Origin of the sequence: Paenibacillus sp. 8b26 (assembly GCF_050626875.1) — a bacterium.
Lineage (GTDB): Bacteria > Bacillota > Bacilli > Paenibacillales > Paenibacillaceae > Paenibacillus.
Genome location: NZ_CP192445.1, coordinates 1310873 through 1336083 on the forward strand (window position 1 = coordinate 1310873; position 25211 = coordinate 1336083).

General features: G+C 44.7%; 19 protein-coding genes and 2 pseudogenes. 9 read left to right on the plus strand and 12 right to left on the minus strand.

Annotated features, from left to right (window positions below; all coding sequences use genetic code 11):
- The first annotated feature begins 162 nt into the window (after positions 1-162).
- The 4 genes from infC to ACQ4MX_RS05765 all read left to right on the plus strand — a co-directional run bounded on the left by infC (position 163) and on the right by ACQ4MX_RS05765 (position 4207).
- Positions 163-678 carry a translation initiation factor IF-3 gene (gene infC / locus ACQ4MX_RS05750; RefSeq protein ID WP_431089721.1) on the plus strand — a complete coding sequence of 172 codons (516 nt, stop codon included), beginning with the start codon at positions 163-165 and terminating at the stop codon, positions 676-678.
- A gap of 259 nt (positions 679-937) precedes the next feature.
- A complete protein-coding gene (locus tag ACQ4MX_RS05755; RefSeq protein WP_431089722.1) occupies positions 938-2122 on the plus strand; it encodes a MerR family transcriptional regulator in 1185 nt (394 codons plus the stop codon).
- 2 nt (positions 2123-2124) lie between these two features.
- Positions 2125-3096 carry a GDP-mannose pyrophosphatase NudK gene (nudK, locus tag ACQ4MX_RS05760; RefSeq protein ID WP_431089723.1) on the plus strand — a complete coding sequence of 324 codons (972 nt, stop codon included), beginning with the start codon at positions 2125-2127 and terminating at the stop codon, positions 3094-3096.
- 562 nt (positions 3097-3658) lie between these two features.
- Positions 3659-4207, plus strand: a complete 549-nt coding sequence (locus tag ACQ4MX_RS05765; protein WP_431089724.1) for a hypothetical protein — start codon at positions 3659-3661, stop codon at positions 4205-4207.
- Between the two features lie 110 nt (positions 4208-4317).
- Here ACQ4MX_RS05765 and ACQ4MX_RS05770 read toward each other — a convergent pair whose 3' ends face one another.
- Positions 4318-4701, minus strand: a complete 384-nt coding sequence (locus tag ACQ4MX_RS05770; protein ID WP_134910466.1) for a DUF423 domain-containing protein — start codon at positions 4699-4701, stop codon at positions 4318-4320.
- A 219-nt stretch (positions 4702-4920) separates the two neighbouring features.
- Between ACQ4MX_RS05770 and ACQ4MX_RS05775 the strand changes: the two genes are divergently transcribed.
- From ACQ4MX_RS05775 to ACQ4MX_RS05785, 3 genes are all read left to right on the plus strand, one after another.
- Positions 4921-5394 carry a hypothetical protein gene (locus ACQ4MX_RS05775; protein WP_431089725.1) on the plus strand — a complete coding sequence of 158 codons (474 nt, stop codon included), beginning with the start codon at positions 4921-4923 and terminating at the stop codon, positions 5392-5394.
- A 32-nt stretch (positions 5395-5426) separates the two neighbouring features.
- On the plus strand, positions 5427-6278 hold the full coding sequence (locus ACQ4MX_RS05780) for a DegV family protein (protein WP_431089726.1): 852 nt from the start codon (positions 5427-5429) through the stop codon (positions 6276-6278).
- A 156-nt stretch (positions 6279-6434) separates the two neighbouring features.
- The gene (locus ACQ4MX_RS05785) at positions 6435-8057 is read left to right on the plus strand and encodes an S-layer homology domain-containing protein (RefSeq protein ID WP_431089727.1); all 1623 of its coding nucleotides are present in this window, start codon (positions 6435-6437) and stop codon (positions 8055-8057) included.
- A gap of 69 nt (positions 8058-8126) precedes the next feature.
- Here ACQ4MX_RS05785 and ACQ4MX_RS05790 read toward each other — a convergent pair whose 3' ends face one another.
- Positions 8127-9716 (minus strand): amidohydrolase, encoded by a 1590-nt coding sequence (locus tag ACQ4MX_RS05790; RefSeq protein ID WP_431089728.1) that lies wholly within the window; start codon positions 9714-9716, stop codon positions 8127-8129.
- Between the two features lie 86 nt (positions 9717-9802).
- Positions 9803-10501 carry a 4'-phosphopantetheinyl transferase family protein gene (locus tag ACQ4MX_RS05795; protein ID WP_431089729.1) on the minus strand — a complete coding sequence of 233 codons (699 nt, stop codon included), beginning with the start codon at positions 10499-10501 and terminating at the stop codon, positions 9803-9805.
- A 208-nt stretch (positions 10502-10709) separates the two neighbouring features.
- Here ACQ4MX_RS05795 and ACQ4MX_RS05800 point away from each other — a divergent pair, with 208 nt between their 5' ends.
- Positions 10710-12176 (plus strand): RICIN domain-containing protein, encoded by a 1467-nt coding sequence (locus ACQ4MX_RS05800; RefSeq protein WP_431089730.1) that lies wholly within the window; start codon positions 10710-10712, stop codon positions 12174-12176.
- Positions 12177-12367: 191 nt separating this feature from the next.
- On the opposite strand, the gene ACQ4MX_RS05805 is transcribed toward ACQ4MX_RS05800, so the two are convergent.
- The 8 genes and pseudogenes from ACQ4MX_RS05805 to ACQ4MX_RS05840 all read right to left on the minus strand — a co-directional run bounded on the left by ACQ4MX_RS05805 (position 12368) and on the right by ACQ4MX_RS05840 (position 19120).
- On the minus strand, positions 12368-12883 hold the full coding sequence (locus tag ACQ4MX_RS05805; protein ID WP_431089731.1) for an acyl-CoA thioesterase: 516 nt from the start codon (positions 12881-12883) through the stop codon (positions 12368-12370).
- Positions 12884-12961: 78 nt separating this feature from the next.
- A complete protein-coding gene (locus ACQ4MX_RS05810) occupies positions 12962-13510 on the minus strand; it encodes a helix-turn-helix domain-containing protein (RefSeq protein ID WP_431089732.1) in 549 nt (182 codons plus the stop codon).
- Positions 13511-14237: 727 nt separating this feature from the next.
- Positions 14238-15980, minus strand: coding sequence for a phosphoenolpyruvate--protein phosphotransferase (gene ptsP / locus ACQ4MX_RS05815; protein ID WP_431089733.1), 1743 nt, complete (start codon positions 15978-15980; stop codon positions 14238-14240).
- A complete protein-coding gene (locus ACQ4MX_RS05820; RefSeq protein WP_431089734.1) occupies positions 15965-16246 on the minus strand; it encodes a phosphocarrier protein HPr in 282 nt (93 codons plus the stop codon). The genes ptsP and ACQ4MX_RS05820 overlap by 16 nt, the downstream gene beginning before the upstream one ends.
- Before the next feature lie 66 nt (positions 16247-16312).
- Positions 16313-17371 (minus strand): annotated as a pseudogene (locus ACQ4MX_RS05825) (glycoside hydrolase family 1 protein).
- Between the two features lie 18 nt (positions 17372-17389).
- Positions 17390-17737: a PTS lactose/cellobiose transporter subunit IIA gene (locus tag ACQ4MX_RS05830; protein ID WP_431089735.1), complete on the minus strand. Its 348-nt coding sequence runs from the start codon at positions 17735-17737 to the stop codon at positions 17390-17392.
- A 118-nt stretch (positions 17738-17855) separates the two neighbouring features.
- Complete coding sequence (locus ACQ4MX_RS05835) at positions 17856-18890, minus strand: PTS transporter subunit EIIC (RefSeq protein ID WP_431089736.1); 1035 nt, start codon at positions 18888-18890, stop codon at positions 17856-17858.
- A 47-nt stretch (positions 18891-18937) separates the two neighbouring features.
- Positions 18938-19120 carry a hypothetical protein gene (locus ACQ4MX_RS05840; RefSeq protein ID WP_431089737.1) on the minus strand — a complete coding sequence of 61 codons (183 nt, stop codon included), beginning with the start codon at positions 19118-19120 and terminating at the stop codon, positions 18938-18940.
- A 275-nt stretch (positions 19121-19395) separates the two neighbouring features.
- On the opposite strand from ACQ4MX_RS05840, the pseudogene ACQ4MX_RS05845 reads away from it, so the two are divergent.
- Positions 19396-20179: pseudogene (locus ACQ4MX_RS05845) on the plus strand (Tn3 family transposase); the annotation flags it as partial.
- A 162-nt stretch (positions 20180-20341) separates the two neighbouring features.
- Here ACQ4MX_RS05845 and ACQ4MX_RS05850 read toward each other — a convergent pair.
- On the minus strand, positions 20342-23953 hold the full coding sequence (locus ACQ4MX_RS05850) for a GH32 C-terminal domain-containing protein (protein ID WP_431089738.1): 3612 nt from the start codon (positions 23951-23953) through the stop codon (positions 20342-20344).
- Positions 23954-25211: the final 1258 nt, after the last annotated feature.

Consider the following 25211-nt stretch of genomic DNA (forward strand, 5'->3'; position numbering starts at 1 on the left):
TATAGGGGTTGATGATTTTTGTCAACAAAGATTGTACTAAAGAACAGTACTATGTCGCATTGGAAAGCTCCCTCTGCCCGCTACCCGGAATTCCAAATTGAATCGCAAACGGGTTCCGTATATGATAGCTTTATCATTGTTTTTAAGGGAGGCTTCATTTACGTGGCAGTATTAATCAACGAGCAAATAAAGGCTTCCGAGGTCATGCTCACTGGACTCAACGGTGAGAAGATCGGTATCGTCTCGAGAGAGGAAGCCTTGGCTATGGCCCGATCCAAAGGAATGGATCTGGTCTGTACATCACTGATGAGCAGTCCTCCGCCATGTAGCCTAGTAGCTAAGGGCAAGGGAAAAGCGCTCGCGCAGAAGGAAACCGGAACACGCAAGGTGAGCGGTAGCAACATGGCTGGAAAGAGCAGTAAGGAAAAGGTCAAGGAGCTTCGCTTCACTGCTCATATCGAGGAGCATGACTACGACACGAAGCTGCGCCAAGCAGACAAACATCTGCGCTCCGGCAAGCCGGTGCAGTTGGTCGTAAAATCGTCCGGCGCCAAGGAAGCGGCCGCCGCCAAAGCGGTATTAGAGCGGCTATTGGTCGATCTGAAAGAAGCCGGAATGAAGGAAAGCGGAATCCAGACGGGCGGCAAAGGCTCACAGGTGAAATTAAATCCGCGTTGAGTAAATCAGTATCGTTTCTTTATTCGGCGAACCCCATCTCAAAGCAAAAACAGGCTGTTTACACAGAATGAAAAAGGGGCCGTTTCGGCCCCCTTCTACCTTTCTCATCAAAATCGTAATGATAACCATACAGCAGGGTCCCTGTTTTCCACACACTCAATTATCGAAAGATTTAACTTGCTGGTGACGTTACGTCACCAAGTATACTAACCTAGTAGATTATACTGGAAAATCAATGCATGGGAAGAAGGGAGACCTGTTGGGCAAAGGAGATTATTTATCGACTGGGCAGCTTGCCAAAAGTACAGGTATGACACTCCGAACTTTGCGATATTACGATCAGATTGGACTATTGACCCCGGAAGACCATCATTCTGGCTCTGCTCGCAAGTATACGGTGAAGGAACTGAAACGACTGCAGCGGATTCAGACGTTGAAGTATGTCGGGCTATCTCTTCAAGAAATTAAAGACATCTTAAACGCAGAGTTGATATCCGATGGGGACATCAGACATTCGTTGGAAGCACAGCTCGATATTCTCCAGAAGAAGATCGCTCATACGGAACATATCGTCCATGCTATTCGAAAAGCTTTGGAAAAGTTGGCCGATGGATCCGATTTGGATCGCTTCGCGGAGCTTATACAAGCCGTACAGAAGGAAGAGAATTGGGGGGATCAATATCGGACGGCCACCCGCTTGCAAGTACGAATCAATCTTTACGACAAGTTCAGTACGAATCCTCAAGGCTGGCATCGTTGGGTTTTTGATCAACTGGAAGTGACACCGGAAGCCCATATTCTCGAGTTGGGTTGCGGTGACGGGACCTTTTGGTTAAGAAATGCCGAACGAATTCCCAATAGCTGGCGCATCACGCTTACCGATATCTCCAGCGGAATGGTGGAGGAAGCACGTTGCCGCTTAGGAAGCAGCAATGCAATGTTTAAATTTTTGTCGGCTGACGCCCAACAGCTCCCTTTTCACGAAGAGCAATTCGATGTGGTGCTTGCTAACAATATGCTTTATCACGTCTCGGACATCTCCAGAGCGATCGAGGAAATGCACCGTGTTCTAAAGCCCGGGGGACTAGTTTGCACGTCGACGATGAGTACGCAACACCTTCAAGAGCTTGAGGACTTGGCGGCTTCCTTCGACCCCGATCTTCGCGTATTAGACCAAGCGATTCATCGGTTCCACCTAGGTAACGGAATGGACTTGCTGTCTTCATGCTTTTCTAATCTTCTGTTGCTCCATTACGACGACCGCCTGATGGTAGACAAAGCGGAACCCCTGATCGATTATATGATTTCGACTCCGATGAATGCAAGGGAACGACTTGTAGGAAAGGCCATCGATATGTTTCGTATCCATGTCAACCAAAACCTGAAGCAGACTGGTGTCCTTCAACTGACGAAAGAAAATGGAATATTTCTAGGGAGGAAATGAACATGAAAGCAATGGAGCAACAACCAAGAGTACGGATCGTCAAAGAGGAGCTTTTATCGGATAACTGGTACATCTTAAAGAAAGTCACGTTCGAGTATGAAAAAAATAGTGGCCAATGGGAGACACAATCCCGTGAAGTGTACGACCGCGGCAACGGAGCAACAATCCTTCTTTATAATCGAAAAAAACAAACCATAGTATTGACCAGACAGTTCCGAATGCCAACCTACCAGAACGGTAATGAGACGGGAATGCTTATCGAAACCTGTGCAGGTCTGCTCGATAAAGAGACACCGGAGGAAAGTATCCTGCGAGAAACGGAGGAAGAGACAGGATACCGTGTCGACTGTGTACAAAAGATTGGTGAGGCCTACATGTCGCCCGGATCGGTTACCGAAATCCTGTACTTTTTTGTAGCAGAGTATAACGAAGATATGGCAACAGGACTGGGTGGTGGACTCGAGGATGACCAGGAAAACATTGAAGTGGTAGAGCTTCCTTTTATTCAGGCGCTCAATTTGGTCAAAAGCGGAGAAATTCGTGATGCCAAGACGATTTTGCTGCTCCAATACGCTCAAATCCATGGTCTTTTAAAGGAAAAAACAAATTCGTTGCATATTCTTATAGCGGGACCTTATCGTTCCGGAACGTCTGATGATCCCGTGCTGATCGAGAAAAATGTTCAGTTCATGAATGAAATTGCTCTTCAAGTTTATGAAACTGGGCATTTACCGGTTCTAGGGGAGTGGTATGCATTGCCCCTAATCGCCACAGCTGGTTCCACTTCTTTGGGAGATGAGGTTTTCAACCGCATTTTTCATCCGTCCTCCATTCGCCTGCTAGACCACTGCGATGCAGTGCTTCGAATTGGAGGACCCTCGCAGGGTGCTGATGAAATGGTCAAGGTCGCAAGAGAGAAGCAACTGCTTATTTTCGAACATCTTGAGGATCTCCCACCCGTAACCCAACCCTAGACTTAGTCCATCTATTGCTAAACCTAAATCACCTGAACACTTTACATGCTCCAACACTTACCATTCAAATGAGCTTGTCGTTATTTATGCTAGGGTTCCACCGTGCTATCTATAACGGCAAGTGAAAAAGAGCATCCCGACAGAATACCCCTTCCCTGAAATCACTTGTCAGCGCAGATGAAGCCACTAACGGAGTCTTATATTATCCACTTTTCTTCACTTTCCATACATATTACAATCAAATGAAATATTTAAAATTCAAACTGCTTGATTTCACTCTCACTCTCGTTTATTCTCTGTATATGTATAGTACAAGTTGGTATTTTCATCAATTGGTGATCACTTGCAGGACTTCACAAAACTTTATCCGACGGGGTTCTTGTGTATCTTCGTTCTACCATGCACCTCCATTTATCGTCCGGAATTTTCATACGTTTATACAGGTCCTATTTTTGTTGATGCCTAATAACAGGGCCTAAGGTACTATGACAGATTTCGTTTTAATGATATATTGATAGGTACTATAAAAGACTAATTACCCAGGGCTTGGGCTGGAGGATGTATGAAAACAGAATCAAATCAAGACGAAGCCAGTTATTTATTTAATGTAGATGTATTAGTTAAAGGTCGTTCCAATGTAGAGGCCCTTCAGTTCCTGCTTAACCTCTTGAGTCAAAACGAACAAATTGCGGATAGCCGGATTCAATCCGGTATCGAACTTGGTAATTTAATCGAAGCTGCACTGTATCTAAAAAAACAGTCAGCCGCTAACGGCTCATCTGACGCTGCCGCTAAGCTTGCGGAGAAGTTCTCCAAGAAAAAATTAGACGCGGCTTTGAACAAGCCACCTGTCGTTCAAGAGATCAAACAATCCCACGTACAGCCGAAGCCTGTAACACAACAAGAACTTAGCACCCATGATTGGATTAAACGTTATATACAAGATAATACGCTTGTACGGTTAATCGTGAACCGCTATGGCGGACAACGAAGCATCCCGTGTCGCATACTTAATTTGGATCATGATAATAGCTTGTTGAGTGTGTATCATGTGGATGAGAAGCAGGTTTACTCCTTTAAAATGAATGAAATTGATGAAATCACATCGTAAAAGTAAAACACTTACATCATGAAATAAACACGCAAAAAGAGAATCGTTTGGAAAAACGTTATGTGTTTCCAAGCGATTCTCTTTTTTGTGATATGATCTGGAAAGTTAAACTAATCCTCTTTCTTCAAACCCAAGGCAGCTAATGCCAGCAAAAGCCAACCTGCGATAAAACACACGCCCCCCAGCGGGGTAATGGCACCTAACACGCGAATTCCGGTCAAACTCAGCACATACAAGCTGCCGGAAAACAAAATGATTCCCGTAAACAGCAGCCGCGCTGCCCATTTTAAACGAGCCGACGCTCCCCACTGTCCCGCAGCCAATGCAATGATCAGCAAACCGACAGCATGAATCATATGATATTTCACACCGGTTTCATATACGGCCAAAGCGTCCGCGTCGATCCGCGTTTTCACGATATGAGCCCCGAACGCTCCAATAGCTACCGCCAGCAGCATCATTATAGATCCCACAATTATCCATCTGCGTTGCATGTTTGTGTACTCCTTTTCATCTCATCCTCTAATCCAAGCTATCTCTTTATTTTATCGAATCCGTATGAAGTTTACCAGCCACTCCATTTAAATTGGAACCTTGCAGAATTCCATGATTAAACCCTACCTTTTGGAGGGTAATGTGTAAGGTCCCTTGCTTTTTTGTTCATTTTGTGGAAAATTAGTACCTGTTCGGATACTGTTCAAGGAGTTGAAAAAATGAGTAACCAAGATCCTAATCTGCAAAAGCCTGTTGCGTCTGAGGAGCATCCTGTTTTTTCAGAAGCTCCCGTCTTCCAGCCTCCAGTCAAGCTCAAGCATTCCGGTCCCGGTATTGCTTCTTTTATTATGTCGCTCGTCAGCCTGATCGGGTATATCATTCTGGCTGTTATGGTCATTAATCTGTTGGCTCATTTCAGCCAATACCAAACCCTGGACCCGGAAGTTGTTCTGCAACAAACCGGAGCCGTCCTGCTTCCTTTTGTATTTTTAGGCAGTCTGTTATTAAATTGCGCCGGGCTTGTGGTCGGCATTATTGGAATTGCGTTGAAGAACCGTAAGAAAGCCTTTGCCATTGCAGGGTTAATCATTAATGTGTTCATTATTCTGGGCTTCATTGCACTTCTGGCCATGGGTCTTGCCGTTCCGAGTAACACAGCGGATATCTATCCTTCCTCTGTGCAATCCTTATAATATCTCCGCATCACACAGAGAGGATTCAATGTATGAACAAAATCAAAATTTTTGCGGACAGTACCAGTGATATTCCAGTCCAATGGCGCGAACAGTACGAGATTGGCATTGTACCATTGTATACGGTGTTTGGGGATGAATCATTAAGGGATGGTGTGGATATCCAGCCAGAACAGTTATTTCAGCGCGTAAGTCGTGAGGGACATTTGCCGCGAACCGCCGCACCTTCTCCATCGGACTTTATTCAAGCCTTTGCTCCCTACATAGAACAAGGGGACGACATTTTATATATCAGTCTGTCTTCCGAGCTGTCCTCAACCTACCAAAATGCGCTGCTCGCTACCTCCGAGTTCCCGGAAGGCCGCATTACCGTCTTTGATTCCCTGAATCTGTCGTGCGGCTTTGGCATGCTCGTGATGAAGGCCGCACGCGCTGCAGCCAACGGCAGTACAATGGAACAGATTGTGGACATGTTGACGAGAACCCGCCCCTTGATAGACACGGAATTCGTCATTGATACGCTCGAATATCTGTACAAAGGCGGAAGATGCTCAGGGATGCAAAACCTGATCGGTAGTCTGCTCAAAATTCGTCCGGTGATCAAAGTAATAGACGGAAAAATGACACCTGCGTACAAAGTCCGCGGCAAACGTGAAAAGGCGCTGGATCAGATGCTGCAAAATGCCCTGAACCAGCGGGAACATATGGATAACGATATCATTATTGTCGTACATGCTTTGGCTAAGGAAGATGCACTGATGCTGCAAGCCCGTTTGCAGGAAGAAACGGGAGCGCAAGAGGTGCTGCTGGCAACAGCCGGATGTGTCATTTCCAGTCATTGTGGTCCACAGACGATTGGTATAATGTATGCCAAAAAAGAATAGTTTCGAATGTGAAGTCCCTTGCCTCTACCAGGTAAGGGCTTTTTTGTGTTTTCCAACAATTTAGCAATGAATAACTTTACTATTTTTGATAGTATTAGTCGTCATGTGACGAACGATTCGTCTGACAATCTATCATAAAAAAGAAGGTTATTGTGTATGAGCCCCATACGATCACGCTTGCTAACCAAACTCACCCTGTTGGCGACTGCCGCCATTACTATAATAACTGCATCCGCTTCAAGTTTATCCGTTCCCGCAGCCGCAGCCGGTGTGGCGTTTCGGGATATTTCAGACAGCTATGCTTATCATTCGATCACCTCACTGCACGCCAAAGGAATTTTGGCAGGTACACGACCCGGCTACTTTTCTCCCAAAAAGGCGGTTACGAGAGCCGAATGGGTTACCGCGCTGGATCGCACACTCGGTCTGGAACCTGTACAAGCATCTGTCTCCTCCTATCGGGATGTATCCAAACAAGCCTGGTATTACGGATGGATTGAAGCAGCCTCCCAGCTTGGCGTGGTGCAGGGAGGGACATCCGCCACGTTTCAATCCAACAGCCCTGTAACCCGGCAAGAAGCAGCCTTGATGATCGCACGCCTCATACGCTCGACGGGATCAGGAGCAGCGGTTTCCACTTTTACAGACACCGACCAGATTGCAGATTGGGCTGTTGAAGCTGTAACTACCGTGAACCGTTACGGCTTTATGAAAGGGGAAGACAACCAATTTCGCCCCACATCTTCCCTGACCCGCGAAGAAACAGCAGTACTTCTGGAACGTCTGCTGACGTATTCAACACAGCATGCCTCCAAAACAGCCTCCACGGCATCTTCCATCCGACTAGGCTGGCAATATGACCAGAGCGTTCAACAGTTTGAAAGCTCCGTGCTTCAATCTAACATCAACACCCTATCACCACGCTGGTTTTTTCTAAACGAAACGGGTAATATTAGTGATCTTACAAACACCTCGCTCCTCACCTGGTCCAAACAGCATCAAAAAAAAGTCTGGGCGATGGTAGGCAACCGTTCCAATCTAACGATGACACACCAAATTCTGTCCAGTGAGGTTTTACGGAACAAAACCATAACTCAGCTTACGAATGCCGTATCTACACATCATCTGGATGGGCTTGTGATTGATTTTGAAAATGTAGCTGGTCAGGATCGTACTCAGCTCACGTTGTTCATCCAACAATTAAAGGCCAAGTTAAAAAGCCTGAATGCTGTACTGGCAATCTGCGTATCTCCTGATTACGGTACAGACTGGACAGCCGCCTTTGATTATAAGCAACTTGGCGCTGCGGCAGACTATTTGATTCTGATGGGATATGACGAACATTGGGGAGGCAGCTCAACCCCCGGCTCCGTATCCTCATTACCTTGGCTCCGTGAAAGCGTACGGCGCTTTCTACTAACCACCGATCGTGATAAAGCGATATTGGCATTGCCTCTATTCACACGAAATTGGACCCTCAATGCGAGTGGTCAATCGGTCGCTTCCTCGGATATTTCACTGATTGAGCAGAACCAGCTTGTATCCCGTTCCACCTCCAAACCGATCTGGCATGAGGATATTCAGCAGTATACGGTTTCCTACAGGGATACTCAGCTTCATAAGCTATGGTTGGAGGAAGGGCGATCCTTCACCCGTAAATACCGTCTGGGACAGGACAAAGGCTTTGCAGGCTTCGCCTACTGGTATGTAGGCGGGGCAAGCTCTGATCTATGGTCCAGTGTGAAAAATGCAGACCGTTTCGCACAGCGTGGTTTGTAAAAGCCAAAAAACCTTCAACTCCACTTTTAGCGTGAGGTTGAAGGTTTTTTGCTACATATTATCGTCCGTCTATGACCGGTATGCAACGATTCCGTTCACAACCGTCATGCGTGCTTTAACGTCAAGTAAAGTCTGAGGCCGCTCCGATAAATCCCGGTCAATAACCGTAAAATCGGCGACTTTCCCTACAGCCATCGAACCCCGTTCATTCGCTTCTCCCGCAGCCACTGCACTTCCGAGGGTAAACAGATGAATCGCTTCGTGAATGTCCAGCTTTTCATTTGGAAGATAACCCTCATGCGTCTCTTCCGGCTTGGTGCGGGTCACAGCGGCATGCATACCGAGAAAAGGGTCCAACGGCTCAATCGGCGCGTCACTGCCGCCAGCACATGGAATACCTGCGTCCAGCAGCTTTTTCCAGGCATACAAATATTCGGTACGTCCCGCGCCAACCCGATCCAGCACCCACGGGAAATCACTTGCTACAAAACGCGGCTGGATGTCCGCAATCAGCGGCAGCTTCGCCATTCTCTTAACTAAATTGGCAGTCAGCACCTGTCCGTGGATCAGACGATCCGGCAAACCGCTTTCCTCCGTTAGCGCATGGGCTTCCATCGCTGTCAAAATCATATGCGCCGCCCCATCCCCTATCGCATGTACAGCGACCGGAAAACCTGCGGCTCTGACAGCCGCCACCATCTGATTCAGCTCTGGTTGCAGTTGAATCGCCATGCCGCTGGTATGAGGAGCATCGCTATAGGGCGCAGACAATAGCGCAGTTCTTCCACCAATTGCACCATCGGCAAACATTTTTACCGCACCGATTTTAAACCACTCATTTCCGTCACCAGCACGCAGCCCTTTCGCTTTCGCTTCTTCCATGAACGGATGATAGATAAGCTGATGCGTACGAAAAGCAATGCCTTCCTCCCTCAGCTCCCTGTAAATCCGCTGCATGGTGTCCACGCTGCCCAGAAAACGTAAATCCTCCGTGTGCGCAGCCGTCAATCCGAGCCGTAGTGCATCCAGACAAGCTCGGCGGATTGCATCTTTTTTAACCGAATAATCCGGCTCTGGCTGCACACTTGTAAAGGCAGTGGACGCTTCCTCATAAATCAATCCGTTCAACTGTCCATCAGCATTTCTTCCGTAGGCTCCCGAAGCCGGATCAGGGGTGTTCTCGCCAATACCAGCGCGTCGAAACGCTTCTGAATTCGCCAGAAACGCATGAAAGCAAGTACGAGTCAAATATACCGGGTGCTGATCCGTAATGGCATCAAGCTCGGATAGGGTCGGAATCTCAACAGGAATAAACGCATTTTCGTTCCAGTTCAGCCCTAAAATCCATTCTCCCGGCGGTGTTACCGCAACCCGTTTACGCAGCATATCAAGCATTTCTTCCTTCGAAGTAGCCGACGTAAAATCCAGCATCGCCAGCTTCATGCCATGCATGGACAAATGCATATGTGAGTCGGTCAAGCCCGGCAACACATAAGCGTCCTCCCAATCCACCGTGTCATATTCCTTACCCGACAATTGCAATTCAAGCTCCCGTGCTTGTCCGATGGCCTGTATAATGCCGTTTTGTACAATGACCGAATCTCCCTTGGCAGCCCCTTCCCCATACAGCTTGCCGTGCTTGAACAATGTTAGTGTCAACGCAGCTCATCTCCCTTTTTTTCAACTATATAAACCGAACTAAAGAGTTACTATAGCGCCACTGCGCAGTCGGATGGTGCTTCATATCACGCCTGTGCTGCCGATTCCAAACATAGTGTATGTATGTCTACCTGCTGCACCAGATCGGCAAAGTGGTCATGCGTTGCACAGACAGCCATTTTGTAGTGTCCATCGATCTCATACTGTTTAAAATGACAATACTCGGTGGTAAAGCCTTCCGTCGTAAAACCGATCAACGAACGCTCGCTTAAATCGAATGAAAATGACTTTAGCGGCAACGTTAATCCCTGCCCTTCGGCCTTCACAAAGCTTTCCTTGAGCGTCCACAGATCGTAAAAATAGGATAAGCGGCTCTCCGCCTCCTGGCGCATCAACGCATCATACTCCTTGTCCGAAAAGCACACCCTCCCCACCTCAAAATCAATAGGACGGAGCTGTTCAATGTCGATTCCGAGCGGATGATCATCCACGGCGCATACCACCCATTTTCCCGAGTGAGAAACATTAAAATGGAATGCGGGTGCATTCAACAAGGAAGGCTTGCCGAAAGCATTATATGTAAACTGAAGACTGGCGTTGGATACCTTCAATTGCCGACAGGCCAGCCACCTTAACAACACATCGGCGTATAAGCCCCTTACAGCATCTTCCAGATGTAAAAAACGATCCAGCTTCTGCCGCTTTTCAGTCGAAACCCGGTTCAGCAGTGACTCGTAATGACCTTCTGCCTCCGGCTTGCTCGTGTCAATCGCATATATTTCCATGGTTGCCCCCTATGACGTAATAAGTGTGCGGTGTACATGGTCAATATACTACTCTAGCACTTTCAATTCAATATGGATACAATTGGGATATAATCCTCTTGCTGATCACATCGCATCATCAGACAGGTGATAGGCATCGGCATAGAGAGCTATTCAGTACAAATCATTTTTGTAAGCGCTTTAAAAACATACAGAGGAGGACGAAACAATGAAATATGATTTTGCCGTCTTACTGTGTATTATGCTCGCTGTTTTGCTGTCGTTGAGCATTTTCCAGATGTTTTCACCCAAGATCGCTTCAGCCGCTCCAGCGAATGTTGTGAATGGTATTCAGTTTAAAGACACTGCTGGAAACGTGGTCCATGCCCATGGGGGCGGTATGATTAAGGTAGACGGTTACTACTACTGGTTTGGTGAAAATCGCAACCCCAACGGCACGTTCAAGGCGGTATCCGCCTACCGTTCCTCTGATTTAAGAAACTGGGAATTCCGCAAAAACGTGCTAACTAGCAGTTCCGCAGTAGAGCTGAATGTTTCGAATATTGAACGTCCAAAAGTCATTTATAATGAGAAAACACGCAAATACGTATTGTGGATGCACAAGGAAAATGGAGTTAATTACAACGAAGCCCGGGTGGCAGTTGCCTCTTCCGATACAGTAGACGGCGATTACACCTATCAGGGCAGCTTCCGTCCACTGGATTACGATTCAAGGGATATGACTGTGTACAATGACAATGGTACGGCGTATCTGATCTCAGCTACTCGCGTGAATGCCGACCTGAACATTTATCGTCTGACACCGGATTTTCTGCAAGTTGAAGCGCTAGTGACCACGCTCTGGCCGGGACAATATCGTGAAGCTCCGGCAATGTTCAAAAAAGGAGACGTCTACTTCCTGATCACATCCGGGGCAACGGGCTGGAACCCCAACCAAGCCAAGTATGCTACGGCATCCAGCATTGAAGGTACGTGGAGCAACACGATTAACTTCGGAGACAGTACGACCTACGGTTCACAGTCGGCCTACGTTATTCCGGTAGAAGGTACTCAGACGACCTCGTACCTGTATTTGGGCGACCGTTGGGCCGGAGCGTGGAGCGGTCCTGTGCAGGATTCACAATATGTATGGCTGCCGCTGCGTTTTCCAACCGGGACTTCTTTGGCTATGGACTGGTTCGACAGTATGAACATCGACACCGCCAGCGGGGTAGTTCAAGGCGTAACCACGCCAATCGCCATTGATCCGGACGGATACTATCAGTTGGTAAGCCGCAAGAGCAACAAGCCGCTGAATGTAATTGACGGTGCAACCACGGATGGAGCGGATCTGGAACAGCGTGCGGATTCGGGAGCATCCAGCCAGCAATGGCAGCTCAAAGACGCAGGCGGCGGATATTACAAAATCGTCAACCGCAACAGTGGCAAGCTGATCGGCGTTGAAAACGGAGCGACGACGGACGGCGCGGTCATCGAGCAATGGAGCGACGGAGGCTGGTCCAGCCAGCAATGGCAACTGGTATCTGTAACCGGAGGTTATTACAAACTGAAAAACCGGGCAACGGGCAAGCTGATCGACATTTCCGAAGGCACTACCGACGATGGAGCCAAAGCGATTCAATGGGGGGATAACGGCGGAACGAATCAGCATTTTCGTGTAGTGAAAGTAGATTAGTTCATTCATCATCGAATAGACATCATCATTGTCATTGAAGTAGCAGCTTCCAGTGACTCCGTTATTTCCAAAAAGCCGTCTTCCCAGCAGCTCACTGCTAACGGAAGAACGGCTTCTTTTTGCGGGAAAATGATAGTTGACCTGTATCTGGGCTATCCCTTGTCCAGATCGGCTTGAAGCGCGTCAGAATGTTACAGTTCCCACGGATAATCTGTCGTCAGGAAGCTCGCCAGTTGCTTGCTTTCCTCCCTGCGCTGACGCCGTATCGCTGCACGCGATGGCGCAGTCTGGTGCAATTGTAATTCTTCTTCTGTCTCTGGAGTGACCTGCGGCACGATAACTTTACGGTTGTTCTCGTCCAGCGCCACAAAGGTCAGGAAGGCGGTGGCTGCGATTTTCCGGTCGCCAGTCATTAGTCCTTCGCGAATGACCTTCACAAATACCTCCATAGAGCTACGGCCTGTCCAGGTTACAAACGCCTCCAGCGTGACGGAATCGCTCGGATGGATGGGCAGCAAAAAATCCACCGAATCCGTAGACGCCGTGACCGTATTCGTGCGGCATAGCTTGGAGGCTGCGATAGACGCAATATCGTCGATATACGACATCAATCGGCCTCCGAAGAGCGTGTTGTGATTGTTGATATCGTTGGGAAATACACGGGACGTCTTGAAGCAGTAGGTTTCTCGGATGTACTTGCTTTCCATGAGTTTTCTTCCTCTCTTTTCCTCGTAGCTATCTTTTTATATAGTGGAAGCCTGTTTTAGACTGTGCTAATCATCCCACTAATCCGCATAATAAATCAATACATAAAAATCCGCATCCTCATCCGACTCATTACGGTACGTATGAAGGTCAGTTACTTGAAATTGCACAGCATCCCCTGCACTCAGTTTAAGCTGTTGTCCCTGCATTTCAAAGTACATTTCCCCGCGGATCATGAGAATCGATTCTTCTCCCAGATGCTTCTCTGCCTGATGTGTAAAGCCCGGCTTCAGACTTACGGTGAACACCTCGAACTTCTTTTCCGAATGATACGGGAAGATAGGGTAAACAAAATAGTTACCATCCTCATCAATCACCGGATGCAGGTCTTCCCTGCTGATTTTAGTGATTTGCGGGGAGTCCTCTTTGAGGAATGTGGAAAAGGACACATGCAAACCGTTGGCGATTTTCCAAAGTGTAGTCACCGTAGGATTGGATTTTCCCTTCTCAATCTGTGCCAGCATTCCTTTGCTGACCCCTGTCAGTTCTGCCACTTTATCCAGGCTAAGTCCTCTAATCTTCCTGATATGAGCCAAATTAGAACCGACGATATACTGCATTGAATCCACAGATCGTGCCTCCTCGTATCCAAATGTCTATACAGCCCATAAACACCACTTTCTGTACGACCACTATACACTAAAAATAAATAATATCATTTGGGAGAGATCCATTCGAAAAATGAATCTACATATAAGTCTTTACAGATCTTTTGCAATTTAGGATACACGACTCATTATCCTATTCAATATAAAAAAGTGTCAAATTGAAAAATCAATTTGACACTTTTTTTATATGTTGTGAATTGCCTAATAGCCCACACCTTGTTAGCAACTCAACTTTTGCAGCTTGAATGACCGAATAAACCCTTGATATACAAAGGCGAATCAGCTATCCACTGGTGGAGTTGACACCATACGTTTTGTTTGCTTTGTTTGTTTTTTGCGGATGCGAGATCTACAAAGAATGACATCAATTGTTGCAGAGTCGTTTGGTAATCCAGATCACGTACTGCATCGGCATACCAAAAGAATTGCCCAGTCTGGACAGAACCGAGCTCCAAATAGCATCTTTTTTGTTTTGGGCAAAACGCGGCAGATCTCACTTAGCGTGAACCAGTTGTCCATTAACACATAATCTGTTCGAAAGCCTGCACGCAAAGCGTGCTTCACTAAGCTGTTTTGGGGTATTAACTTGCCTTAGCATGATGGGAATGTGGAAGTACACCTTAATGATGTTTTTTCTTCAACTAAAGCACCGATTTGTATTATAAAGTTAATCAGAAGAGACAGATTGTTACACCTGACTTCCTAGGGAGTTATGGATATAGAATGTCCTTTTTACAAACTCAATAACTTCTTCTGACGTTTTCATTGATAGAACGGCCTCTTTAATGTTTTGTGCATGTTCACTTGCCAGCTCTTTGATTTGTGTACGTGCCAGGAGGATTGAGGTTGCACTCATGGAGAACTCATTAAGCCCCAGACTAAGCAATAAAGGAATAGCCATCGGATCGCCTGCCATTTCTCCGCACATCCCAACCCATTTTCCTTCTTTGTGCGCCGCATCAATGACCATTGAAATGAGCCGTAAAATAGCTGGATTATATGGTTGATACAAGTAGGATACGCGTTCATTCATGCGATCAGCGGCCAGGGTATATTGGATCAAATCATTGGTTCCAATGCTAAAAAAGTCAATCTCTTTGGCAAATTGATCCGCCATTACAGCGGTAGATGGTATTTCTACCATCATGCCAATTTCAATATTATCCGCTGCTTTTACACCGTTGGCCGCAAGCTTTTCTTTTTCTTCCAAAAGAATGGCTTTTGCTTCCCTAAATTCAGATAATGTTGCAATCATAGGGAACATGATTTTCAAGTTTCCATAGCTGCTTGCACGTAATAATGCACGTAATTGCGTACGGAAAATATTTTGTTCTTCCAAGCATAAACGAATCGCTCTAAAGCCTAAAAACGGGTTCATTTCTTTGGGCAGATTTAAGTAAGGCAGCTCTTTATCTCCGCCGATGTCCAGCGTACGGACAACAACCGGCTTCCCTTCCATTTTTTCAAGAACTGTTTTGTAAGCATTAAATTGCTCTTCCTCTGTCGGAAGCCGGTCTCTACCCATGTAAAGGAACTCCGTACGGTAAAGCCCGACCGCTTCCCCTCCATTTTCCAGCACACTTTTAACATCAGCCGGTGTACCGATGTTTGCGGCCAGTTCCACATGCATGCCATCTTTAGTTACCGTCGGCTCATGAACCAATTTGGCCCACTGCGCTTTTTGCGTTTCGTATTTTGCTTTTTTCGCTTCATATTGTGCGATGATTTCTGATGATGGGTCTATGATGACTTCGCCCTCCAAACCGTCGACAATGACAACTACGCCGTTTTTAATCCTGGCCGTAGCTTGTTTTGTGCCGACGACAGACGGGATTTCCATGGAGCGGGCCATGATTGCCGAATGGGAAGTGCGGCCACCGATATCCGTCGTAAAACCTTTCACATATCGGCGGTTTAACTGCGCGGTATCGGAAGGTGTCAAATCCTTGGCGATGATGACGACTTCTTCGGAAATCAAGCTAGGATTGGAAATTGGCACGTCTAATAAATGGGCGATTATCCGATTCATTACATCGCGGATGTCCTTCGCACGTTCCCGCATATATTCGTTTTCCATAGATTCCAGCATGGAAACAAATATGTCGGCTGATTCTTTTAAGGCAAATTCCGCATTCACGCCTTCCGTGCCTATCCGCTCGAACACCGGATTTAACAACTCCGGGTCGTTTAACACCAATAACTGGGCTACGAGAATTTCCGCTTTATCGGCGCCAAGCTCTCGGTTTACATATTCCGTAATTTTTTTCAGTTCATCTTTTGCGCAGCCGATAGCCTGCTCCAATCGCCGTTTTTCGGCGTCCCGGTCGATAATACTTTTTTTAATAATTTGAAGCTCCGGCTCCTCCAAGCGGTAGGCTTTGGCGACCGCAATACCAGCTGAAGCGCCGATTCCTTTCAGATAACTTCGCATGGTTCGCTAAGCCCTTCGTTCTTTAATGCTTCTTCAATCCCTTGGATCGCCTTATTCGCATCGGAACCTACCGCAGCAATTTGAATTTGCGCTCCATGTGGAACACCTAAAGACATGACGCCCACAATCGATTTTAAGTTAATGGATCGACCGTTATATTCGATGTTCACCTCCGCATTGTATTGACTTGCGGCTTGAACCAAGATGGAAGCCGGACGAGTGTGTATGCCTAATTCGTCAATGACTGTAAATGTTTTTTTCACCATAGTTTCTATCTCCTCTTTCTATATAAATTGCTCTTTCTTTAATTCAATTTATACAGTCTCCCAAATTTAAATAGCATCTTTTCGAGCAGCAGGGTTCCTGGACCCGTTAAAATAAAGGCGATCATCGTTTTTCATGCTTTCCGCATCGTAAATGCGGGTATAGTAGGAGAAGGACATAAAGTCCGCCGTATTTCTCAATGCTTCTTCATCGCCCTCTGCAAATTCGACAGTGATGTTATTGTCGGCGAAATAACGGAAAGCATAACCCGGGTAATATCCGCGAAGCAGAATATCGGAGAAAAAGTACTCCATCTGATTTCTGCGCACGGTGGCAAAGATGTCTTCCGGCCGACAGGTAGCCGGATAAGCCGGTCCCCCACACAGCATCATCCCGATTTGCAAATTTGGATCCAGACTTTTGGCATATTTCGTGATCAGGCCGCAGGCAACAAATTCATGATGCAAGCCTTGATATTTGGCGGAGGCCAAATCATCCACCACATCCTCCGCAATGCCCAGGTGGTTGAAGGATTCATGATCGATCAAATTGATTTGATTAACGATAATCCAATATTTCACTTTTTTATGGTACCGATCAAAAACCACTTGGCTGAATCGAACAAAGAAGTCGATCATTTCTCTGGAGTACCACCCTTTATAAGCCGTCGTTAAATGAATCGGCATTTCATAATGCGATAGGGTGATCATCGGCTCCATGCCGTTCGCTATAATTTCGTCGATCAGGTCATCATAAAATTTCAAGCCTGCTTCATTAGGCTGTGTTTCGTCACCAATGGGAAAAATTCTTGCCCAGTTAATCGAGGTGCGAAAGGTTTTGAGTCCCAGTTCCCCTAACAATTTCAAGTCTTCTTTATAGGTGTGATAGAAATCGATTCCCCAACGTTTCGGGAAAACTCGATCTTCGCTTTGAATGGCTTCTTTAATATAGTCCGTAGTCAGTTCTAAATTCGACTTTTTATCTAAAGGAATACCATCCAAATATTCATTAATATCCGCTACGCTTAACCCTTATCCGTCAACATTGTAAGCACCTTCTAATTGGTTGGCGGCAACCGCTCCCCCCCATAAAAAATCGGATGGGAATCCTGTTGGAATGTTCTTCATTTTGATTACTTCCTTTCGTTATTTATTAGTCATTTCCAGTTGGATCAATCTCTGGTTCAAGCTCTCGAAAATATCAATTAACCGCTTGGTAATATTAATTTCACTATAGACCGTCATGAGCGTATCTTGCGCATGGGCAAATAAAACGGAGTAACCTCCTTTTACTCCTTCCGTTTCTTTTTGGATACAATTCGTTTGCACGCGATGAGCGATGACAATTTCCGCATTGGCTAATTTCATCTTCTCCTTAACGCTGTCAAAGTCGCTTTTTTCAATATCCTTTAGTGCATCCGTACAATGTTTTCTTGCTTCCCCTGCGTGCAAAATGATTTGCATCGCATTTTGGGCTACTTGTTCCGAAGTCATAATAAAGTCTCCTTAACAGATTAATTGGTTTGTGGCAATTCTTTTTCAAGCTCTTGTTTTTCGTAGGTTTTGAAAAATGGATACCAAATCATCGTGGCTACCGCGACAACGATTAACATCAGGATAATGCCTGTAATGGTTCCCGTTGTAATCCACGTGGAAATTGGAAAAGGAACGTACCACATATCGAAAACCACTTCGGGATGGGGCCAAAGTGAATGACTTTGGTTCCGATCCAAACGATCAACGGTAAAATCAAACCATTGATCCACATAGGCACCATCATAATGGGATTCCATACGATTGAACCAAACACTAAAGGCTCGTTGATATTAAAGATAGAAGGTACCAAACATGCGCGTCCTAGCGCTTTTAGCTTGGTGCTTTTAGAAAGTAGATGCATAATGGCCAGCGGCAACGTACAGGCCACACCACCTACCCACAAGTATGCCGAATAAATCGTTTCGGCCGTTACGATATTATGCGCCCCCGCGGTAGCGTTTGCCATAATGGCCGCCAGAAAAATCGGCTTGGTGACAGGGGTCAAAATCCAACTGGAAATCCCCATGGAATACAAGAAACAGCTGATAAACAGAATTAACATGAATCCCCAAGGTGTCTCTACCACGTTGGCCAACGGCATAAAAATATTTAAAATGATGTTGTATATATCAATATGAACGAGATCGACCAACACCCAGGCCAGAACGATAGTCACCCCAATGGGAAGCATGGAATCAAACCAGGATCTGACAAAGTCCGGGATGACGGAATCTTCTTTGAAAAAGGAGAATTTTCCGAACAGCCCCATGATATAACCGGTAATCATAGCGGCGATGATGGCAACGAACATCCCTCCGGTGCCCAAAGAACTATGAGTAAAACCAACCGTACCGTCCTTTACGACTTGAGGAGTTACGATGATCAAAAAAGTAACCAGGCTTGTACATCCGGCAATAAAGCGCTGTTTTTTTAACTTCTTCTTTTCCATCAAATTAAACGGAATCAGGAAAGAAACCAACAGCGAAAGCATACCCATCGTCCATCCGAACGGAACCCAAAAATCAGGGTAGTTTTTGATATGATACACATCTCCAGGTATAGTCAGAAGACAAAATACCGATCCTAAAAGAATAAAAGGCAACAATTGCATGACAGAATCCTTAAGTGTGATTACCCATACATTGTTATTGACTTTATTCATTTTCGGAGAGGGTCGAATATCGATTCCGTGAATTCCATTTCACCATCAACAATCGTTTGGGTTATCATTTTATTGTTTTTTACAGAACACACTTTCTGCTTAATCGTTTCTCGATCTACAGCAGCAGCACCATACTGATTGTTAAATTCCTGACTATCGATTTTGGAAATAATATCCATTATGATAAAACTCCCTTGAATATAGGATTTATCAAACCATATCAAGGAATGGCTGAACATAAATAGCGTGCAGACAAGAGCGCTGCACGCTATTTATAATACACTTTGTTCAAGTGTCATAGTAAAAAAACGGTCGCATATCCTTTCCACAGTACCAGATCAATATCAAAATTTATACGTATATCGGTTTCTTCGTAACATACAACGTCTTAAAAGGTGGGAAAGGAACATAATTAAATTCCTTTCGTATACCTTCCACATTTGTAGCAAACCCCGACTTTGAGCAGCGGCGCGAAGAAAACTATAAGGCATTGAATCAACCGTTAGATGCGGATTCGTTTATTACGGCGCTGAAACAAGAAATGGTCGAAGGGCTCGAAAAACTGAATGCCGGGATGCCAAAGAACCCCAAAGTACGGATTACAGAAAGAGGAAGCGTCTGATTCTTTCCGTTTACGGATTAGGGACCAATACAGGCTTAAAACGGGTCAGTGCCGGTGATTTTGGCGAAAGCTATAAAGATCTGCTTTATGTGCGGCGTAAATTCATTCACAAAGATAACTTGCGCAATGCCATTGCTGAAGTGGTCAATGCCATCTTTCGGGTACGGATGCAGGAAATTTGGGGAGAAGGAACCACTTCTTGTGCATCCGACTCAAAGAAGTTTGGGGCCTGGGATCAGAATTTGATGACAGAGTGGCATATCCGGTACCGTGGCCGTGGCGTGATGATTTACTGGCAGTGGAGAAAAATTCAACTTGTATCTATTCGCAGCTCAAATCTTGTTCCTCATCCGAGATTGCAGCTATGATCGAAGGGCTGCTACGACATTGCACCGATATGGAAGTAGAGAAAAACTATGTAGATTCTCACAGTCAAAGTGAAGTCGCCTTTGCTTTTTGCCATCTGCCGGGCTTTCAACTCATGCCTCGATTAAAGGCGGTTCATTCGCAAAAACTGTACAGGCCCGAACCAGGGATGACGGATGCCTACCCGAATTTACAACCGGTGCTGACCCGTCCGATCAATTGGGAGCTGATTCGGCAGCTGTACGATCAAAGGTTGCTATAATTCCCACTGATCCCCGCTTCCATACCGCCGCAACGAGCGCTACAGTCAGCCTTTAACAGCAGTGCGTGATTTTAAAAAAGTTTGTGTCGCTGTGCGGCGACACAAACTAAACTCATAGAGATACAAATGTCATTATTTAACCAACCTTAATCATTCATCTTTATGTTTTAGTTTCACTTTAACATCATTAAAAAAAGCCGTTGTATCCCATACATTGAGACCAAAGTATCCTTCTTTATAAGTTTGATCTTTTGTGTCGATAACTAATTTATTGTTCAAATAAACCTTAGTGATATTGCCTTGCGCTTCTACTTTGAGATGATAATCTGTATTTGGCTGTAAATCCAATTTTCCATCATTGTTATATGTTGCAATCTCATATCCGGTTCCATCAACAAATTTAATGAATTTTACAACATTATTTTTTATATCAACATTTGCTGCATACGAATTCTTTGCTGTTAAGTCAGAACGAAAAACCAACGAACCAGCTCCAATGGAATTGTCTATCAAATCTTTTTCAGAATTACCGGGGTGGGAATCTGTATCTGGCACGTTTATATTGGCTTCATATACAAAATTCCTGCCGGTCACTTTTGATACTATAAAAGCATCTCCCTTACTCTGTCCCTGTTTGCCATGAATGGTGTCCGCCCACTTCCCGTTAACGGTGGTCCAACCTGATAAGTTTGATTTAAAAGAAGAGCTTTTTTCTTTCCATACACTCTTTAGAGGATATAGGTCCAAAGATTTCAGCTTAACATTTCCGCCCTTACTATAGATCTTTAGTCCTTTGCTTGCAGAATCCGCGAATATCTGATCGGTAATCACGGTCGTACCATCATTGCCGAACACCTCTACAGCTGATCTATCAACAATAACCTGCAATTTAACCGTGCCGTTTTTAGCATGTAATGGTCCCTCATGCTTACCAACTACACTACTTCCGTAATCGAAATCTCCTGAATGAGTCCGGTCTACGAATAATTGTTCGTTGTAGACATCATAACCGACAGTTGTATTTTCCTCACTTCCTTTACGGATTTCAAAGCCAAATTCTGTTGCTTCCGTATTTGAAACATCAAACAAAGCGATCAGTTCAAATGTATCTTCTGATAAATTAGAAAGAAGATGGCTGTTACCCGATATCATTTTATTGGTATACGATATACGATCCCCTCTGTCACGAATGCTTTTTAGCGAAATAGGGGCTTGTTTTAAACGTAGACCCTTTGCGGTTTGAGTGAGCTCCATCTTCCGCGGCAGTGTTGTTGAACTTCTCCACGTTGAGGTGGGTGTATCGTTGGCATACTTCCAATTACTCATCCAGCCGAGCCAATATTTCTCACCATTCTTCCCTTCTACTCCACTCCAATCCACAGCAGCATAAAAATCAGCTCCATAGTCAGTCCATAACATTTTATCGGAAGTATTTTCATTTTTAAACGTTTTACCGTCAAAGCTGCCTACAAAATACTGCATGCCCGATCCGCCTGCCGGAGCACCATCATTTATACTTACCTGTAGGACCCACTTTCTTTTTGAAGGGTCGCCATCAACCGGCAATTCGACTAACGTAGGACATTCCCATACTCCTCCGATGCTGCCGTTTGTGGAAGGAATCCACTGTCCAGAAACAGCGGACCAATCTGTGAGGAGTCCGCTTTGTTTCATATCTGTTTTCTCCGGCTCTTTTGCAACCTGGTCAACTTTATCCGATATGGTCCCTTCATTATAAACATTAACATCATCAACATTTATATGACCGTAACCATCTTTTGCATGGTCTACTACCTTGATATATAACACTTCACCAATATATTTGGACGCGTCCCATACGTATTTTGAATATTTTTCCTCATTAAATCTTGTATTGGCCTGGCGAATCAATTCTTGATCGTCGGCTGCTCTGACCAATGATACATAGGTATTGTCGCCATCATCGCCTGCTCCTAATAATAGATTGATTTCACCGGAACCGCCTAGTTTAAAATAGGAGGAATGCAGTTCACCCGTTGCTTCATCTCCCTCGTGAAGCTTGGAATATCCCCACAAGTGATAATTCCCTTCATGTCCGAAGGATCCACCCCAATAAGTCGCTTCACTGGATACATGATCATCCGAAAAAGTATCACCCTGGATCACAGTCCATCCGGTTAAATCGCCTGTTTCAAAATCATGATTGGTGATTTCTTTCTCATCGGCCATGATATTTCTACCCAATTGAACATCCTGAAATATCGCAGAAGAGTGCAAAAGATGTAATCCAAAATGGCCGGACAGGAAGGTTGCATCATCGATATCATGAATGAGATTTCCGTCCAGATACATCTTTATATTTGTTCCTAATGTGCTCACTTTTAAATCATGGCTTTGATAAGTATCCAACGTTACTGTGGTTTCGGCCAGAACCGTTCTATTCCCGTCTTCCATTTTCACGATTTTCACTTTATCGTTTAAAGCATCGATACTCGCCATATATCCATTTTCCGCATCAGCATCCGCTCGGAAAATAAGTGATCCTGTTTCATCTCCTCCCTCTGACAAATCAACAATCGCATTATATATAAAATTATCCCCTGTCTTACCACTTATGATAAAAGCATCATCTGCTGATGTACCGCTTTTCCCCTCCATGGTATCTTCCCACCGGCCGGTTACAGCCGACCAATTAGATAGGTTGGTTGCAAAGTTAGAGGTGTTCTTGAAATTTACATTTCGAAAGGAAGCTGTTGAATTCCAGGCGGTCAGACCGTAATAACCATAATCAAATTCAGTATCAGTTTCTTTAATTACAGACTGATCATCTACAAACACATGAATGTCATGACCATATACGTCCACCTGCACGTTGTAAGTTGATGAGGTTCCCAGGGTTAAAGACTTGCTTGCAATTTCTGTATTCGATCCATCGACATTCTTATTTAAAGTAACGACATCATTTTGGGCGTCCAGGCTGACGACATAACCGTTTTTCGCATTTTTGTCAGCACGAAAAACCAGACCTCCTGAGCCTTCCCGGCCATTCTTTTTATTAAGGGTAATATCTCCCTCATAGGAGAATGAAGCGCCTTCCTGTGAGGACATAGCGTACGAAGTGGTATCCAGACTGTTGGCCTGTATTCCGTTATCTTCACCAAATTCACTTGCATAGGTCCACTTTTTTAAATTGGGCGAAGTATAGAACATTACTTTATTCGCTGCGGCCAAAGACATCACCCATTGTCTGGAGTCTTCATGCCAGAATACTTTAGGGTCTCGCCAATCCGATATTGGGGGATCCGGCATTACTGGATTTCCTTCATACTTAGTCCAGGTTCTGCCTCTATCTAAGCTGTACGCAATGCTTTGAACCTGGCCGTTATCCCTGGAATGAGTAAAGATCGCAACCATCGCTTCTTTTCCGAACCCTGCTGTATTGTTCCAATCGATCACTGCACTTCCCGAGAAAATCTGACCGTTTTCATCCGGATATAATGCAATCGGTAAATGTTTCCAATGGATAAGGTCTTTGCTCACCGCATGACCCCAATGCATCGGTCCCCATGCCGTTCCGTACGGATGGTACTGGTAGAACAAATGATATTCACCCTTATAATAAACCATTCCATTCGGGTCATTCATCCAGTTAGCCTCGGGGGAAAAATGAATCTGATTACGGTATGTTTCATCATAATAACCAGGATCCGCAGCAAAGGCGGGAGTTAAAGGTAGACCCATTACCATAAAAAAAATAAGCAGCACACTTAACTTCCTCTTCATATTCTTTCACATCCTTTTTTGAAATTTTGCATGTACTACGATACCGAAAATAAACCGCTTACATTTTCCTCTGCAACTCAATACCATGGATTCAAGCTGTATATCCTACAAAATTCTGGCCAAGGATGACTCCCTGACCGGCATCCAAAACACCGAGCGCGTATCCAATAATGCCTACAGCAAATAACGCAAAAAATGAGAGCGATAGGCAAAAAGAAAATAACATTACACCGATTATCTGTCTCCCCCCTTCGTCTCTCTCATTTATTAGTATTGCAAGTTCCGTGCCAAACATCTGTATACATGCGGAAAATTTTTATAAACAACAAAAATCCCCGAGCCACCGGAGGTTTTTGCCAATCTGAACAGATCATTATTTATCATTCTCGCTGCTTTCATACTCATGCGAAAGCGCTTTATACTGTTTCACCCTTCCTGTGAAACAAAATTATACACTTCGCTCAACACTTCTCAAAAATAATATTTTTCGTCATCAGATAGTGTTAAATCCATACCGGAAACAAATATTCCGGAGTGGTTATTGTTCAGCAGTAGTTCCCTCAATGTCTGCTCACCGCTTGCTTGCAACAACATAAGTGAACGCAAACTAAAAACTCGATTTTCACAAAATTGCTGAACGTGAATTGGAAGAGTTGCTAGAGAATATAAATGCTTTAATTGAGCTACTTTCATCAATTAATATTACAAACGGTCCCCGATCATCCTTTTTCCAGCAAACAAGAATTTATAAGCACTTCCGGATTGCTCCAGAAACGCCCTTTTTTGTTTGCCTATTTTTCTTGATATCCTTGATCATAGCTAAAACATAGCAAGTTCAAGCAACAAATATCATCATTCAGAGTATGTTTACTTCAAAGATTAGCTTATTAGACACTCTCTTTGGCTATAAAAAACTAAAGATGTCCGCTGTAATTAGTTTTGTCACTAATAAAGCCTATAACGACACTTTTTCTATATGTCGTGAATTGCCTTTAGTATATGAGCGTTTCTATCTTTCTTTTACTCTTTGTCTTAACTGCCATCGGCTTGCTCCTTCTTTATCAAAAAGAATTTTTCTCATTTGCTATAAAAATAATAAAAGATAAAAAAGCTTCCTTTAGAATTTCATGATTGTCATTGTATAATCAGCATAATTTCAAATAGGCATTCTCTGTTATTTAGGGTTTGCAATATAAAAAGTAATCTTGTATCATTTTCAGTGAATGAACGATCACTAACTTAAATAAAAGGAGAAATG

What these genes read in the sequence shown, in the direction of transcription:
- nudK (WP_431089723.1), top strand. Translation starts at nt 2,125, where the DNA reads ATGAAAGCAATGGAGCAACAACCAAGAGTACGGATCGTCAAAGAGGAG.
- ACQ4MX_RS05765 (WP_431089724.1), top strand. Translation starts at nt 3,659, where the DNA reads ATGAAAACAGAATCAAATCAAGACGAAGCCAGTTATTTATTTAATGTA.
- ACQ4MX_RS05770 (WP_134910466.1), bottom strand. Translation starts at nt 4,701, where the DNA reads ATGCAACGCAGATGGATAATTGTGGGATCTATAATGATGCTGCTGGCG.
- ACQ4MX_RS05775 (WP_431089725.1), top strand. Translation starts at nt 4,921, where the DNA reads ATGAGTAACCAAGATCCTAATCTGCAAAAGCCTGTTGCGTCTGAGGAG.
- ACQ4MX_RS05780 (WP_431089726.1), top strand. Translation starts at nt 5,427, where the DNA reads ATGAACAAAATCAAAATTTTTGCGGACAGTACCAGTGATATTCCAGTC.
- ACQ4MX_RS05785 (WP_431089727.1), top strand. Translation starts at nt 6,435, where the DNA reads ATGAGCCCCATACGATCACGCTTGCTAACCAAACTCACCCTGTTGGCG.
- ACQ4MX_RS05795 (WP_431089729.1), bottom strand. Translation starts at nt 10,501, where the DNA reads ATGGAAATATATGCGATTGACACGAGCAAGCCGGAGGCAGAAGGTCAT.
- ACQ4MX_RS05800 (WP_431089730.1), top strand. Translation starts at nt 10,710, where the DNA reads ATGAAATATGATTTTGCCGTCTTACTGTGTATTATGCTCGCTGTTTTG.
- ACQ4MX_RS05805 (WP_431089731.1), bottom strand. Translation starts at nt 12,883, where the DNA reads ATGGAAAGCAAGTACATCCGAGAAACCTACTGCTTCAAGACGTCCCGT.
- ptsP (WP_431089733.1), bottom strand. Translation starts at nt 15,980, where the DNA reads ATGCGAAGTTATCTGAAAGGAATCGGCGCTTCAGCTGGTATTGCGGTC.
- ACQ4MX_RS05820 (WP_431089734.1), bottom strand. Translation starts at nt 16,246, where the DNA reads ATGGTGAAAAAAACATTTACAGTCATTGACGAATTAGGCATACACACT.
- ACQ4MX_RS05830 (WP_431089735.1), bottom strand. Translation starts at nt 17,737, where the DNA reads ATGACTTCGGAACAAGTAGCCCAAAATGCGATGCAAATCATTTTGCAC.
- ACQ4MX_RS05835 (WP_431089736.1), bottom strand. Translation starts at nt 18,890, where the DNA reads ATGCAATTGTTGCCTTTTATTCTTTTAGGATCGGTATTTTGTCTTCTG.
- ACQ4MX_RS05840 (WP_431089737.1), bottom strand. Translation starts at nt 19,120, where the DNA reads ATGGATATTATTTCCAAAATCGATAGTCAGGAATTTAACAATCAGTAT.
- ACQ4MX_RS05850 (WP_431089738.1), bottom strand. Translation starts at nt 23,953, where the DNA reads ATGAAGAGGAAGTTAAGTGTGCTGCTTATTTTTTTTATGGTAATGGGT.